Source organism: Paenibacillus sp. Dod16, assembly GCF_049893405.1.
GTDB lineage: Bacteria > Bacillota > Bacilli > Paenibacillales > Paenibacillaceae > Paenibacillus_AQ.
The window spans coordinates 156,281-171,855 of the sequence record NZ_JBNDYG010000001.1 but is presented as its reverse complement, the minus strand read 5'-3'; the positions used below and the strand labels follow the sequence as shown (position 1 = coordinate 171,855).

Genomic DNA, 15,575 nt, shown 5'->3' with positions numbered 1-15,575 from the left:
ATTATAACCCAAATCGGGCGCAAAAGACGAAAAAAGAGCAGTCGGCGCACGTATTGTGCTCCAAATGCTCTTTGCCCAGGCGACCGGCCGTATATTCCGATGCTCCATCGTGGTTTCATCCACTTCGTCGCCAGTTACACCGGATCATTTGTTTTTCAACTTCATCTTAAAGCAATACCATGCGAAAGGCAAGTGGCTTTTTAGCCCAATGGCAGGCTTTATATCTCTAAAAGCTAGACTTAATTATGTCGATCCGCTTCCAGCTTGTCCAAAAGACGGAACAACGCTGTCCGTATCTCTGCGGCCGTCGCTTCATATTCCTCCCGCGAGCCTCCGAAAGGATCGGAGATATCGAAGCTCGGGATGCGCTGACGCAGCTCGATCAGACGCTCCCGGTCACGGTCGCTGACATCGTGGCCCAGAGATCTGGCCAGCTCAAGCGCTGCATACAGACTATCCTGCTCCCGCAGATCGTCCAGCACCCGGCGGTCATCCTCAACAAACTCTTTCAGCGTGTGCATCTTGTCTGCGGCGTGCGGGAACTGCCTTATAGCATACTGCTTATGCGACTGGGTCAGCGTCAGAATCAGATCCGCCCATTCCACCAGGTTCGCGGTCAACGGCTTGGACACCAAGCGTTCCTGGATATCCTGGTCTCGCAGGATGGATTCCGCATGATGGGACACCGGCATTCCGTCCACGGCCGAGACGCCGGCGGACTTCGTTTCCAGCGGAATGCCCCGTTGTTTGGCAAGCTTGCGCAGCATGCCTTCCGCCATTGGACTGCGGCAGGTATTTCCCGTGCAGACAAACAGTATATTTTTCACGGTCCGTTCCTCCCGTTCGTAGGTTCTTTGGGGCTATTGTAACAAATATTGCGTCAAAAAATAAACATGGTGCCAAAGATAACCAAAATCAGTCCGCCCAGCATTTCACCGTACTCCCCCAGCTTATTGCTTACCTGACGGCCAAGCAGCAAACCGAGAATGGACAGCAAACCGCCCACGACCCCGAAGGAAATTACGATTAACAGCACATCATCCACAAACATTCCGAGCGAAACGCCTACCGAGAAGGAGTCGATGCTGACGCTAAACGAAAACAGCAGCATGCCTAAAAATGCGGTAGGATGTATTCGCTGCCCTTCTCCGCCCCGCAGGGCGTTATACATCATATGCCCGCCCAGTAAAAGCAGCAGCCCGCCGGCAGCAAGCCCTGTGACGTGGCCCAGTAACATGCCAACGTAGCGGCCGGCAAATAAGCCCAGCAGCGGCATCAGCATGTGAAACAACGCGATCATGAAGCTGATGCCCAGCATATGGCCTAAGCGCATACCGCCTCTCATTCCAACTCCGATTCCAAGCGAAAATGCGTCTAGCCCGAGTGCAATTGCCATCAGCAGAATCGCCGCAAGCTGTCCCGATTGGACAGACGCCTCCAGCATGCCCATTCCCCCAAGTCCCATGGTCTTGTACACCATATGCGGACAAGGGGTAAATGATGCCAACAGCGTTCATGCGGCTGCTTTAATTCACGTCGATGATGTGGTGTCCCGCGGCCTTCAGCAGCCGGTTCATGACGGCTGCTCCGAGGCCCTGCTCCGGGCACGCTTCGGCCAGGATGAAGGTTGCGCCTTCGTCATCGAACCGGCGCAGGCCGGCGTACAGCCGGCGGGCCGCTTCCTCCGGCGCGGCCAGGCTGCCGAGCGAGACGGCAACGTCCGCGCGGTAGTGACCGATGCGCTCGTCGAACGACAGCACGCCGGTCACCTCCCCGCGCCGGGCAGCCGCCTCAAGCTCGGCCGCGATGCGTGCCGACACGGCGTCGGCACGCGGGCCCTGCACCACGCACATCGCACCCTTCGGTGCGTAGTGCGTGTATTTCATGCCCGGCGAGCGCGGCGCCGGGCTCTCCGCCTCCCCGGCGGCGCGATGCAGCGCCGGGTCCATGCGCACGCTTGCCGCAACCGCGGCAAGCTGCTCGGCCGTGACGCCGCCCGGGCGGAGCACCGTGACGGCGCCGTCTTCGCCGACTTGCACCACCGTCGACTCGACGCCCACCCCGGCAGGGCCGCCGTCGAGGACGCCGTCGATCGCCCCGGCCAAATCCTCCAGGACATGGCTGGCCAGCGTAGGGCTTGGCCGACCGGAACGGTTCGCGCTCGGCGCAGCCAGCGGACGCCCGGCGGCACTGATCAAGGCCAGCGCCACGTTGTGATCCGGCATCCGCACGGCAACGGTATCGAGCCCCGCCGTCACACGAGGGGATACAGCACCCGGTTTAACGGGCAGTACCAGTGATAGCGGCCCAGGCCAGAACCTTGCCATCAAGGCCCTTTCCGTCTCATTCACATGAAGGACCAAACCGTCAAGCTGAGTAAGCTCCGAAATATGCACGATTAATGGATTGTCCGACGGCCGGCCCTTCGCAGCAAAGACACGCTCGACCGCTTCCGTATTACCGGCGTCTGCACCAAGCCCGTAGACTGTTTCCGTCGGAAAGGCCACCGTTCCGCCCCGCTCGAGCACCTGCCCCGCTTCCTCCAGCGCCTGCTTCGCTTCTTTCTCCAAACTCAAGCTCTCCCTGGAAAGCAAGTTCGATACATGCCACACTTGGGTTGATTTTTGAGCAGCCTGGCGGAAGCCGTTATCCCGCTGCTGGCTAGGCTCCATGCCATTCCCGTTCTGTTCCATTCCTATCCCAAACTTTCTGTATATGAAATATATAAACTCTAACGTGTGTGTTGCCTATGCCCCAAAATAAAAAGCGCTTTTCGTTCTTCAGTCCCGTGCCGGTTCCCATTCAAACCAGTCGCGCCAAAGAGAAAGCACTCTTCTAGAGGTTGTTCAAAAAGTCCGCTTTTGATAAGAAAACCAATCGAGGTCAATTCAAGGACGAGCGACCGCGATTTAAAGATAGGTTTTCTTGCGATATAGAATTTCATCAACTCCGTTGATAACTTATAAATTCTATATCTAACACGAAGCGAATCAGGTAGCAGCTCGGCATCGAATCTTGAATTCAGCTGGGCCTTCCGGTGCTGAAAATCCGACTTTTTGAACTCGCACTTCTACATCAAAGTTTATCATACCCGATCAGGATTGAAAATCAACTCGCTTATAATCCTAAAACAAGCTTACCACCCAGTTCCAAATGCCAAGGAACATATCCCACAAGAAGAAGCGGACCTCCGGTTCACTGTCGCCTGCATTCTTCGGAGCTTCCTCTTGGGAAGCCTCGCCGGCCTCTGCTGAAACCGTTTGGATACCTGCGTCAACAGGCTGCGCCGCCGCATCCCCGCTGCCACCATCGATGAAACAAAGCGGCGGGAACAAGACGCACCACCAGTTCTGCCCTTGACCTTCGCCTAACGTAATACGCAGCGCATCGTAATCGCCGGCCGGATACACCGTGCCCCCGTATAACTTCGTCGGGAACGGCACAACGCCAAGCTCTACGGTGTAACTGTATGTAATCCCTCTTTTCTTCAACTCTTCACCCACCAATTGGCGGATTTCCGGAAGATGCTGCCGGGTTAATTCTTTGGCGTCTTCCAGGCTTTGCGGGTTCTCCAGCTGCAGGACCCAGAGCTGCATTTGCTCAACGACCGAATCACGAATCTCTCTTTTGACCAGCTGATCGGACGGGCTATCGGAATTCGCCAGTATGCGAAGTCGTATCGATTCCTGAGGGATCGGACCGCCAACAACGGAAGCATCAATCTGCTGTCCTTCCCAAGCCATGATGACCATAAACATACAGGATAAGAGCACAACCATTTTTTTTGCGATAATACGGAGGGTTTCACTATAATTTTTCATCTCGGACAACCGCCTCTCTATGAACGAAACTCTATGATGCTATCAGTATGTCCGAAGTTAAGAGATTTAGACCTGCAAATATACAATTTTCATTTTAAAAATTCTGTTTTATACAAAGTTAGTCCAACTGTTATCTTTTAACCATTTCACACCTAAAGAAGCTGTGTCCGTTAAGGTATTCTGCTAAGGATGAAAACTATCAGTTTCATAAAATTATGAAAACTTTACTATAGCGATGAAGCCAATAAGGTCTATATAAACTAAGAACACGCTTTTCTAAATCTCAAAATAAATCTTTAGTTATATAAGTCGACAATCAATGTACAATTCAACCCTCCCTTTGACAACTATGTCTATAATTGTTAACCTATTAATAGGGAATATATACCAAAAAATATAATATAGAGGAGGGCAGGGTTTTATTTCAAAATAAAAAAATGTAGAAAGAGGTAGATTTTCATGAAATCAAAAAAACTTCTAATTTCTTGTATGATGGCTCTTTCAGTGATGACTATTTCGACTCACGCAGCTGATACTGAGATCGTTAGCCTTAAAAGCAGTCCTACTTCAGTAGAGACCAATAACTATTCATCAGGGATTGAAATAATTCCATATGGGACTAGTGCCCCAACATCTCTATGGAACTTAGGAAATGGCCCCTATGATGCAGAATTCGGAGCTTTGCGTAATATTTTATATACAAACTATTATTTCACACCCAATTCAAATGGAGAATTATTTATGCATGGACGTATATGGGAAGAAACAGGTGATTCTAGCGGCACCTACAAATATAAAATCATTTGTTATGATGCATCAACAAAGAGAGCAGTTACTGAGACTAGTGGAGTAACTAACGGATATGGAACTGATGTTAACATTCGCTTCTATAATCTTGACAAATCTAAGAATTATTACTTTGGATATCAGAATCTTGACGGCTCCTGGTCGACCTTAGGGGGCTATACAACAATTTCTCGTTAAAAAAGTACTTTCATTTGAATATAAATACTTAATTTGCTTTAATTATTATTAAAAGGAAAATAAGGGGGCGTCCCGAAAGATCTTAGATCTTGCGGGACACTCCCTTATTTTTTGCGTTGAAAGACGCTTCGTGTACGAATCGGCCCTTCCATCGCTAATATGAACGAGATCTGTCAAGTGGTTGTTTGAAACTCCCTTAGTCTTCCCAACAGTCGGGAAGATCCGTTGCAATCCAAAATGAAAAATAACCCCCCTCCAAAAATCCGTTTGGGTACTCCGTAAAGATCTATTGCGCCGGTTGCAAACCTACGAGTAGCATCAAGAAAGACTCGGGGATCGAACCAACTACAGCAAACCGACCCTGACGCGACCTTTATGCGTATGAAAGAAGACCACAAGCGCAATAGTCAACATAAGCCGGGGTACAGAAGAAGTGTGAAGAGAAGTCCGCTGGATCGACAACTGGACCTATGACGAAAATAGTGATACTAGCAACGCCTGGGCGGAAAGCCCAAGGAAACCGTGAGATCCGTGTGAGCCTGAAGTATTTGCTCCAGAAACAAAAAGCTCGGCAGCAGCTTAAAAGCGAGGAAGGATACCGTAATCACGGTACATGATCGAGCCGGAAAGTGTCTCTGGCAAATAAAGAACAACCGAAAACTCCGCCGGTTTCTGCTTCGAGGATTATCCAAAGTGAGTTTGGAGATCGTATTGCCTTCGCTTGCCCACAATTTGCTGAAGCGAGCAACCATTAAACAAAAAGGTCGAAGACCAGCGCTCTAATTGAGTCTGTCTTCGACCTTTTTTATGGGTACATGAATGAATTTATAGCTGTCTTTTAAAAAACAATATATATTTAGGACAGCCACTTCTTGGATAAATGATTATTTAGTTCGGTTGATATAGATCAACTCACATTCATTACACTAATCCCCGAGGAAAATACCTAAGCATGCTTAGGGGTCCGTGGGCGGTGAGCATGCGGATCCGGCATATCTTCCTCCACTTCCTGTCCATGCAGCTTCACGCTCATGGCTACTCCCAGACTGGCCATACTGATCACAAGGGAAGTTCCCCCGTAACTGATGAAGGGCAGCGTAATCCCGGTCAGCGGCATTAAGCCGATAAACATGCCGATGTTCTCGAAGATCTGATATAGGAACATGGAGACGATCCCAATTATGAGAAACGGACCGGCACGTTCGCGAGACTCGAGAGAAATCAGTATCATACGGTGAATCAAAATAAAATACAGCAGGAGTAGTATAGAAGAGCCAATAAATCCATATTCCTCAGCTATCTGCACGAAAATTGAATCCGAATAGGTGTACGGTACTCGGCCCGATTGCACCGATGACCCCTGCATATAACCTTCTCCACTCATCCCCCCGGAAGCAATAGCCAATTTAGCATTATGCGTATGATAGCCAGCACCAGCTATATCAGACTCTTCAGGCATAAGCCATGGATCAATTCGATCCAGCCAGTGCGAACGGCTCCCTTCCTTCATGAATGCTGAAATTTCGTCATGATAATGAATGTATGCTTGTATTCCACCGAAAGCTGAACCAGCTAGGAGAACCAAGCCAATCAAAGCGTGGGAAATTTTTACATTCCCAATCCAAAGCAATCCAAGCAGAATAATAACATAACTGAGCGCATTTCCGAGGTCATTGATCCCCATAACGAGTGCAAAGGGAATGAATGCAAGCAGACCGATCGGGATCACATCCTGAAAAAAAGACAGCTGCTGTTTATTTTTACGAACCAATACATATGTTAAAAAAATTATCAGGACTAGCTTGAACATCTCGGCAGGCTGCAAGCTCGTAAAACCGAGTTTAATCCATCCCTTTGATCCATTTATTTCTGCCCCAAAGAACATTACAAACACCAGCAATGCCAATCCTCCAAGGTAAATATATAGAGCATACTTCGTGAGAACCCGGTAGTCCAGCAAGCTCATTCCAAAAAAGGCTATAAACCCCACGATATAAAACAGAATCATATTTATATGATAGCCGTCCCATTTCGTTCCCTGGGTCGCACTGTATAATGACGTAATGCTGATACCCATCAACAAAACCAGTACAAAAACAATAACGTAATCCATCTTCTTAAATTTCCGAAGCATGCTTTTGGTCCCCCTGTGCCCGGAGCTTTTAATACTCCGATTTGCCTGTCCAGGCTATATAACGATTATTCGACAAGAAAGTTTGCGTGTATTTCTAGTGGTTACAGATTTTATGAACAACCCGGGAAACAGTGTGCCATTAAGAGTTTTCAGGGAACATGCCCATACAGCCCCTATTGATATTCTAAAAGATTTCTACCATGAACACAATTCATAAGCATCCTGTGGTTATCCCACTCCAAACACAAAAGAGATGCTGCTGTATTCGATAGCATCTCTTGATTTCCATAACATCGGCCCCCATAAATGTACTAAGCGTATATGATTAACAGCCTGTAATCCTATGAAGCCCACATTATAGAACAGAATCAATCCGTCCTCAACATAATTCGTAAGAGTTAGGAGACAAAATTCTCAGCACCCGAGAGAGCCTGAATTGGCAAAAACGTTCAGCGTAAAATTCCCAAGACATGCCTGTCAATGCCCGCCAAATCCGGCACCGTGACGATTTCCTTCCAGTGCCCTGCACTCCGTAAAAGCTCTGCCACATCCCTGGCTTGGCCTATGCCCAGCTCAAAGGCAATCAGCCGCGGCGGCGCTGACAGCAAGGGAAGCTGCGCCATCATGATCCGGTACGGATTCAAACCGTCCGACCCGCCATCCAGTGCCGTTCGCGGCTCATAGTCGCGGACTTCGGGCTGGAGCCCCTCAATATCCTCCGCCGGAATGTAAGGCGGGTTGGAGACGAGGATGTCCGGCGCCATGCCGGCGAACGGCTCCAGCAGGTTCCCCTGCCGGAACTCTACATCGGCATTCAGATGCTTCGCATTACGCGCAGCAACCTCCAGCGCATCAGGCGAAATATCGCTCGCCAGCAAATCCCACGCCGCCTCCTGCAATGCCAGCGTAATAGCAATGGCCCCGCTGCCGGTGCCGATGTCTATGGCCTTTAACCTTTTTGATCGCGGAGTGAGCTCCCGTCCATATTTCAGCACCGCTTCCACGAGCAGCTCCGTTTCCGGACGCGGAATGAGAACCGCCGGCGTAACTTCAAACGGCCGGCCGTAGAACTCCTGCTCGCCGATAATATACTGCGCAGGGACGCCCTGCGCCTTGCGATTGATGACGTCCTCCAAGGCGTGGCGGCGGTCCGCCGGAAATGGCTCCGCGAGCGCCATATAATATGAGGTTCCCGACAATTCCAGCACATGCTCCAGCAGCAGCTGCGCATTCCGCTGCGGCTCCATCACCCGCATGGCGTCTAAAAAAGAAGAAGCCTCCACAAAGGCTTCTCTTATGCTGCGCTGCGGCGTCAATTCAAATATCATCCGCTTCAAAGCGTTATACTCCTTTTTCCATCGCTTCAGCCTGCTCCGCAAGGGTCAGCGCCGAAACGATCTCTTCAATCTCCCCGTTCATCACTTGATCCAGCTTGTGAACGGTAAGTCCGATCCGGTGGTCAGTTACACGGCTTTGCGGGAAGTTGTACGTACGGATCCGCTCACTGCGGTCACCTGTACCTACTTTGCTCTTCCGCTCACCGGCATACTTCGCTTCTTCCTCTTGGCGCATCATATCAAAGATACGGGCCCGAAGCACCTGCAGCGCCTTCTCCTTATTGGAGTTTTGCGATTTGCCGTCTTGGCACGTAGCCACGATCCCCGTCGGGATGTGCGTTACGCGTACCGCCGACTTGGTGGTGTTAACGGACTGACCGCCTGCACCACTGGAGCAGAAGGTATCTACGCGGATGTCCTTGTCATGGATTTCGATGTCCACTTCTTCCGCCTCCGGCATAACCGCCACGGTGGAGGTGGAGGTATGGATACGCCCGCCGGATTCCGTTGCCGGAATACGCTGAACACGGTGCGCGCCGCTCTCGAATTTCATTTTGCTGTATGCGCCGCGGCCATTGATCATGAAGATCACTTCCTTGAAGCCGCCCAGATCGTTCGTGTTGACGTCCATCAGTTCAACCTTCCAGCCTTGAGTATCCGCATAACGGGTATACATCCGGTACAGGTCGGAAGCAAACAGCGCCGCCTCGTCGCCGCCGGCAGCGCCGCGAATCTCGATGATCACGTTCTTGTCATCGTTCGGGTCCTTCGGCAGCAGCAAAATCCGAATCTTCTCCGCCAGCTCTTGCTCGCGCTGGGTAAGCTCCTCGATCTCCATTTTCACCATTTCGCGCATTTCGTCATCCAACTTTTCGCCCTGCATGGTTTTGGCAGCTTCGAGCTCTTCAATTACATTTTTATATTCAACATAAGCCTCATAAGCAGGCTGTAAATCGGATTGTTCTTTGGAATAATCCCTGAGCTTCTTGGAGTCATTAGCGACATCGGGATCGCACAACAGCTCACTTAACTTCTCATAACGGTCCGCAAGGGATTGTAATCGGTCCAACAAAGGAATTCACCTCTCTAAGATATATTCCTGAAGATATGCCTTTTTGCACTCCATTTCGCATCACAATGAAGTGTAAACGACTTTTTATTTTACCATGAAACGACGCATTTGACTAGCAGGCAGTTGACCGCACGGAAAGGTTCTCCCCTTCAAAAAAACCACGGTCCCATGCACAAAGTGACATGGAGCCATGGCCTTTGAATACTTCAATTCCTACACATTGAAACGGAAGTGCATCACATCGCCGTCATTCACAACGTACTCTTTGCCTTCCAGGCGAAGCTGTCCGCGTTCCTTCGCGCCGTTCATCGATCCGGCTGCAACGAGGTCATCGTAAGCTACAACCTCTGCACGAATGAAGCCGCGTTCGAAGTCGGTATGAATCACGCCTGCCGCTTGCGGAGCCTTCGTTCCTTTGCGGATCGTCCAGGCACGTACTTCCTGCACGCCTGCCGTAAAGTAGGTGTACAATCCCAGCAGACTGTACGCCGCCTTGATGAGACGGTTCAAACCAGATTCCTCCAGCCCCAGCTCCTCAAGGAACATCGCTTTGTCCTCGCCCTCAAGCTCGGCAATCTCGGCTTCAACCTTCGCGCTGATCGGAACCACGAGTGCGTTCTCCGCAGCCGCGAAATCACGAACCTGCTGCACGAAAGGATTGCTGTCGGCTTCCGTAACGCCGTCTTCGCTCAGGTTAGCCGCGTATAGCACCGGCTTCAATGTCAGCAGGTGCAAATCACGAACAATCAGCTTCTCATCATCGCTCAGTTCCACGCTGCGTGCCGGTTGATCGTTGTAAAGAGCTTCCTTCAGGCGCTCCAGCAATTCTACTTCCTGAGCATACTGCTTGTTGCCGCCCTTCATGTTCTTCTTCGCGCGGTCAATCCGCTTCTCCACGCTGTCGAGGTCCGCAAGGATCAGCTCCAAATTAATCGTCTGGATATCGCTGACCGGGTTCACTTTACCGTCAACGTGGGTAATGTTCTCGTCTTCAAAGCAGCGAACAACATGAACGATGGCATCCACTTCACGAATATGGGCAAGAAACTTGTTCCCAAGACCTTCCCCTTTGCTCGCCCCGCGGACCAAGCCCGCGATGTCCACGAATTCAAAAGCGGTTGGTACCGTTTTGTTCGGTTGAACCAGTTCGGTCAGCTTGTCGAGGCGCTCATCCGGCACTTCCACAACACCGACGTTTGGATCAATCGTACAGAACGGATAGTTGGCCGATTCGGCTCCCGCTTGCGTGATCGCATTAAACAATGTTGATTTGCCGACGTTTGGCAAACCGACGATTCCTGCTTTTAAAGCCATTTATGTGACAACTCCTTATCAGGTTTACTTCTATATTTGTAAGTATTACACAGCTTCGGTTCTTACCGCCGAAGCTACTAATGGTAAGCTAAACAATCTTATTAATTATAGCAGATACCCGATAGACTTCAACACGAATATACTGCCATCGCTATAAAGTAGATCCCGCCAATCACCCCGGCCATTCAAACGCGAATCAGCCGTTGGGTTGACTTCAGCGCATCGATATTCTCCGCGCCGATTCCGAACATCGCCGTCCGCAGCTCCAACTCCACCTGGGCAAGCCGCTGATCCAGCGCTTCCACCGATTCGACGGCCGATCCCAGGAGTCCACGCCCGAAGCCTGCCAGATCGGCGCCAAGCGAGAGCGCTTTAGCCGCATCGACGCCGCTTTGCAGCCCGCCGCTGCCGATAAGCGCACAGGTTGGCGCAGCTTCACGCACCTCCACGATACATTCCGCGGTAGGATTGCCCCACCCGGCGAAAGCCTCAGCCGCAGCGCGGCGAACCGGATCCGGGCTGCGGAATTTTTCAACCTGGCTCCATGAGGTACCGCCCGCACCAGCCACGTCGATGAAGGCCGCCCCGATATTCAGCAGGCTCCGCGCCGTTTCACCATCGATGCCCCATCCAACTTCTTTAATGCCGACCGGTACCGAAAGCGTACGGCACAGATCCTCAATTCGCCTAAGCAAACGGCCAAACCGTGTATTCCCTTCCGGCTGAAACACCTCTTGAAGTCCGTTTAAATGAAGGACCAGCATGTCCGCCCCCGCGATATCCACCGCCCGCTGACAATCGTCAAGGCCAAAGCCATAGTTCAGCTGCACCGCTCCAAGGTTGGCGATAACCGGCACGCTCGGCGCACTCTCCCGGACACGGAAAGTGGGAGCAAGCTCCTCCTTCTCCACCGCTGCCCGCACGGAGCCTACCCCAAGTGCCCAGCCGCGCCGCTGTGCGGCTTCAGCCAGACGTCTATTGATCTCTCCGGTGGCCTTGCTTCCCCCAGTCATGGAGCTGATCAGAAATGGGGTTCGTACGGAAAAACCAAGAAATGCAGTGTCCAGCTTAATATCTTCAAAGTCGATTTCAGGCAGTGCGGAGTGACGGAAGCGGTAACGTTCAAAACCGGTGGTTACCCCTACGGAGCCAACTTCTTCATTCAGGCATAAGCGTACATGCTCTATTTTTCGCTCGCCCGTAGGCACTTCCGGCACCAGCCTGCCCTCGGGTCTTTCCAAACCTCTGCCTGAAATGGTTTCAGCTGGTTTACCCGCAGTCTCGTTATGTTCTGAATTCATCCCGTGCCTCCTTATCCACTACGCTCATCCTTTAGATAAGCCATATATAAGCATATCATTGGCATCAGGTTATCCCGCCTGCATGATATGCACATCATCCATTGCAAAAATATAAACGACTCGGTCTTGACCCATTCTACCGCATGTTTTGAAAAAACAAACCCGAATATCATTCTACCCCGGCTTCCTAGGATCAACTCCGTCTCCATATCTCACACTTGCTGAATTGCAGAAACGAAGAGTGCGTCAGAACGGGACTTTCAAGTTAATTAACGGTATACAACAGCGATAGGAGGATGGGCTATCTTGGGTTTCCGCCATTTCATTCATAACCGCAATTCAGAAAATCTACCTACAACCGATTCAGGCACGCTGTTCGTGTCAGGGAAACCGAATACCAAAAGCTCCCGAACGCGAACAACGATTTTCATCTGCCTTGTCCTTCTTATACTATGGCTCATCGGCGTGATGATCTATCAGACTCATAAGCCACTACCGAAAGGGATCTCCTATGAAAGCCCGCTGTACCAGAGCGACGTTAAAATGTGGACCGACCTGACCTACCCCGGACCGGATGGTCAACCGGTACATGATCGCGAAATCGGACCGCGCATCGGTCAAATTATCGACGAATCCCGAAAATTCCTGGTTATCGATATGTTTCTGTTCAACGGCTACGCTCATAAAGATCAGGATTTCCCCAAAGTTAGCGAAGAACTTGCCCATCGCCTTGTTGCCCATAAGAAGAAATATCCCGATATGGATATCTTCTTTATTTCCGATGAAGTGAATACCGGGTATGGCTCCTATTCGCTGCCGGAATTCGAGGCCATGAAGGCTGCCGGCATTCATGTAATCATGACCGATGTCGACCGGCTGCGAGACTCCACGCCCGCCTATTCTGCCGTATGGCGCACATTCTTCCAGTGGTTTGGCCAGTCGGGTACGGGGACACTCCCCAATCTGATGGCCAACGAAGCACCCGATATTACGGTGCGCTCCTATCTGAAGCTGCTGAACGTGAAGGCCAATCACCGTAAAGTCGTCATCAGCGAGAACACCGCGCTGGTCACATCAGCCAACATCCATGACGCCAGCGCGTTCCACTCGAACATCGCCTTCGAAACGAGCGGGGACATCATCGGGGATATGCTTGCAGCCGAGCAAGCCGCCGTTAACCTTACAAGCCCGATCAAACTGCCGGAGTATGAGCCGGGCTCTAAGCCACCCGTCCAGCCTTCAGGTCAAGCTAACGATGTCGATGTTCGTTATTTGACGGAAGGGAAAATTTATAAATACGTTCTGGAGGCCATCGAGCAATCACAGCCCGGGGACACGCTCTGGATGGGGATGTTCTATCTGGCTGACAGCAAAGTCATGGGCCAGCTTCTAAAAGCTTCGGACCGCGGCGTTGATATACGCCTCATCCTGGATCCGAACCAGAACGCCTTCGGCCGGGATAAGATCGGCATCCCCAACCGTCCGGCTGCGGCCGAGCTCATCAAGAAATCCAAAGGGAACATCTCCATTCGCTGGTACAACACCGGTACGGAGCAGTATCATACCAAGCTCATGTACATTGCCAAACCGACGGGAAAATCCGTCATTACCGGCGGGTCGACCAATTTTACCCAGCGGAATCTGGCCGATCTCAACCTGGAAAACAACTTGTGGATAGCCGCGCCTAAAGATCATCCGCTTACCCGGGATCTGGACCGTTACTTTCATCGAATATGGTTCAACGAAGGCGCAGCCTTTAGTCTCGAAGCCGAGGCTTACCAAGGAGAAACGACATGGATGAAGGACATCCTGTTTAAACTGCAAAAATGGCTGGGCTTCACAACCTTTTAACAATTCCTTCAATAGTATGTATGTACTCGTATGAAGGCGGTCTAGGCCTGAATGGCCAACCTCCGCTTGGCCTACAGCAGAGGTGACATCAGTCGGGCGGCCGACTCCAGCAGCCGGGTCATGATTCTCTTTTTACGGGTATGATTGCGATCGTATAGGAGGGCGGATTCCAGATCCTGCTCGAAATCGGATACCAGCCTGCCAACACTTTCCGTATGAACGAGTAAAGCGTTAACCTCAAAATTAAGGTGGAAGCTCCGCATGTCCATGTTAGCCGTGCCAATGGTTGCAACCTCGCCGTCAACAATCAGCAGCTTCGAGTGCATGAACCCTTTTTCATATTCATATACCCTTACCCCGGCGTCCAGCAGATCCGGAAAATAGGAATGGGAAGCCAGGAAGGGCAGCCATTTGTCCGGCTTCGACGGAAACAGAATCCGCACATCAAGACCGGACAGGGCAGCAACCCTGAGCGCGGTGAATATGTCTTCATCCGGTATAAAATACGGCGTAGCCAGCCATACCGACTTTCGAGCCGACACAATCATGGAGAAGAAAATGTTCTTCAGGGCTCTTCGCTCATTGTCCGGTCCGCTTGCGATAATCTGAACGGCACCGGCACGACTCTCCAGTAAATCCGGTGAATAATAGATCGGCTCACTCGGCTGCTCTCCCGTCATGTACTGCCAATCCTGCAGAAAGACAACCTGGAGCGTTCTGACAGCCTCTCCACGAACAAGCATATGGGTGTCACGCCAGAAACCGAATGCCTTGCTGCGGCTTAAATACTCATCCCCTACATTCAATCCCCCAACAAATCCGACACTCCCGTCAATCACAACGATTTTGCGATGATTGCGATAATTTACACGGCTCGTGAAGAAAATCGTTTTTGGACTGCCGAATACGGCGACCTGTACACCTGCATCCCTCATCTCCTGCAAAAAGGAAGGCGGCAGCTGCAAGCTGCCAACGGCGTCCACCATAAACCGCACGGCAACCCCCTCTCTCGCCTTCCGAATTAATATTTCCTGGATCTGCGTTCCGATCGCATCCGGACGGTAAATGTAATATTCCATATGAATGTGATGCGCCGCTTGCTCCAGCTCCGCAATCAAAGCTGCAAATGTCTCTTCCCCGTCGGTCAGCACCTTGGTATCGCTCGAGAAGGAAATCGGCGTGCGTGCCAGGCGGGTAGACAGCTGAAGGAGCTGCTGCACTTCGGGCTTAAAGCAGGAGATGTCCGGGGTGTTCTTGCGGAGCACTTCGCTGGTGTATACCAGAACGTCCTTACGTGCCTTTTTGTCGTATTTTCTTCGCTTGAAATAATTCTGTCCAAACAAAAAATAAAACACAAGCCCCACGATAGGGACTAACGCCAAGAGCAGAATCCAGGCCATCGTGCTGGTGGGATGACGGTTCTCCATAAAAATCATGAAACCGATGGATACTACGGTTAGCGTGGAGAATATCCCGATAATGGTCCCGGTCGTCTTCCCGAAATAATCCAGGCCAAAATAATAAAACGCGAACAAAAGCGCGGTAATCAATACAGCCTGTATTCCCTTTCTCATATCGTATACCCCTTGTTCTTCATCGTTAAATGTCTCTATGTATGTACGATGCTGGTCACACCATATTCTACATGATCTCCCCCAGGAACTAAAGACTGTTCTCCGCGAGCTGACAAGGGACCGATGCCCCTAAAATAAAATATTGACAATGGTAACGCCATTTGTTAAAAATATAACTAACGACCGT

General features: G+C 50.9%; 13 protein-coding genes and 1 riboswitch. Of the genes, 3 read left to right on the top strand and 10 right to left on the bottom strand.

Features of this window, described 5'->3' with window-relative positions; translation table 11 throughout:
- Positions 1 to 66: 66 nt before the first annotated feature.
- Positions 67 to 148: riboswitch (ZMP/ZTP riboswitch) on the bottom strand.
- 91 nt (positions 149 to 239) lie between these two features.
- The 4 genes from ACPV3A_RS00720 to spoIIR form a co-directional block, all read right to left on the bottom strand.
- Positions 240 to 827: a low molecular weight protein arginine phosphatase gene (locus tag ACPV3A_RS00720; protein ID WP_071218861.1), complete on the bottom strand. Its 588-nt coding sequence runs from the start codon at positions 825 to 827 to the stop codon at positions 240 to 242.
- A 53-nt stretch (positions 828 to 880) separates the two neighbouring features.
- On the bottom strand, positions 881 to 1,444 hold the full coding sequence (locus tag ACPV3A_RS00715; RefSeq protein WP_426197972.1) for a manganese efflux pump MntP family protein: 564 nt from the start codon (positions 1,442 to 1,444) through the stop codon (positions 881 to 883).
- A gap of 82 nt (positions 1,445 to 1,526) precedes the next feature.
- Entirely contained in the window at positions 1,527 to 2,672 is a 1,146-nt protein-coding gene (locus tag ACPV3A_RS00710) for an L-threonylcarbamoyladenylate synthase (protein WP_426197971.1), read from the bottom strand.
- Between the two features lie 453 nt (positions 2,673 to 3,125).
- Positions 3,126 to 3,821: a stage II sporulation protein R gene (gene spoIIR / locus ACPV3A_RS00705; RefSeq protein WP_426197886.1), complete on the bottom strand. Its 696-nt coding sequence runs from the start codon at positions 3,819 to 3,821 to the stop codon at positions 3,126 to 3,128.
- A gap of 459 nt (positions 3,822 to 4,280) precedes the next feature.
- Between spoIIR and ACPV3A_RS00700 the strand changes: the two genes are divergently transcribed.
- Both ACPV3A_RS00700 and ACPV3A_RS00695 read left to right on the top strand, forming a co-directional pair.
- Positions 4,281 to 4,805 carry a hypothetical protein gene (locus ACPV3A_RS00700; protein ID WP_426197885.1) on the top strand — a complete coding sequence of 175 codons (525 nt, stop codon included), beginning with the start codon at positions 4,281 to 4,283 and terminating at the stop codon, positions 4,803 to 4,805.
- A gap of 546 nt (positions 4,806 to 5,351) precedes the next feature.
- The gene (locus ACPV3A_RS00695; RefSeq protein WP_426197970.1) at positions 5,352 to 5,588 is read left to right on the top strand and encodes a transposase; all 237 of its coding nucleotides are present in this window, start codon (positions 5,352 to 5,354) and stop codon (positions 5,586 to 5,588) included.
- A 163-nt stretch (positions 5,589 to 5,751) separates the two neighbouring features.
- Here ACPV3A_RS00695 and ACPV3A_RS00690 read toward each other — a convergent pair whose 3' ends face one another.
- The 5 genes from ACPV3A_RS00690 to fni form a co-directional block, all read right to left on the bottom strand.
- On the bottom strand, positions 5,752 to 6,939 hold the full coding sequence (locus tag ACPV3A_RS00690) for an FtsW/RodA/SpoVE family cell cycle protein (RefSeq protein ID WP_426197884.1): 1,188 nt from the start codon (positions 6,937 to 6,939) through the stop codon (positions 5,752 to 5,754).
- A gap of 449 nt (positions 6,940 to 7,388) precedes the next feature.
- Entirely contained in the window at positions 7,389 to 8,267 is an 879-nt protein-coding gene (gene prmC, locus ACPV3A_RS00685; protein WP_426197969.1) for a peptide chain release factor N(5)-glutamine methyltransferase, read from the bottom strand.
- 13 nt (positions 8,268 to 8,280) lie between these two features.
- Positions 8,281 to 9,348, bottom strand: coding sequence for a peptide chain release factor 1 (gene prfA, locus ACPV3A_RS00680; RefSeq protein ID WP_071218854.1), 1,068 nt, complete (start codon positions 9,346 to 9,348; stop codon positions 8,281 to 8,283).
- Between the two features lie 213 nt (positions 9,349 to 9,561).
- Positions 9,562 to 10,662: a redox-regulated ATPase YchF gene (gene ychF / locus ACPV3A_RS00675; protein ID WP_216534426.1), complete on the bottom strand. Its 1,101-nt coding sequence runs from the start codon at positions 10,660 to 10,662 to the stop codon at positions 9,562 to 9,564.
- A 185-nt stretch (positions 10,663 to 10,847) separates the two neighbouring features.
- Complete coding sequence (gene fni / locus ACPV3A_RS00670; RefSeq protein ID WP_426197883.1) at positions 10,848 to 11,963, bottom strand: type 2 isopentenyl-diphosphate Delta-isomerase; 1,116 nt, start codon at positions 11,961 to 11,963, stop codon at positions 10,848 to 10,850.
- A 372-nt stretch (positions 11,964 to 12,335) separates the two neighbouring features.
- Here fni and ACPV3A_RS00665 point away from each other — a divergent pair, with 372 nt between their 5' ends.
- Positions 12,336 to 13,814 (top strand): phospholipase D family protein, encoded by a 1,479-nt coding sequence (locus ACPV3A_RS00665; protein ID WP_426197968.1) that lies wholly within the window; start codon positions 12,336 to 12,338, stop codon positions 13,812 to 13,814.
- A 71-nt stretch (positions 13,815 to 13,885) separates the two neighbouring features.
- On the opposite strand, the gene cls is transcribed toward ACPV3A_RS00665, so the two are convergent.
- Positions 13,886 to 15,388, bottom strand: coding sequence for a cardiolipin synthase (gene cls, locus ACPV3A_RS00660; RefSeq protein WP_216534420.1), 1,503 nt, complete (start codon positions 15,386 to 15,388; stop codon positions 13,886 to 13,888).
- Positions 15,389 to 15,575: the final 187 nt, after the last annotated feature.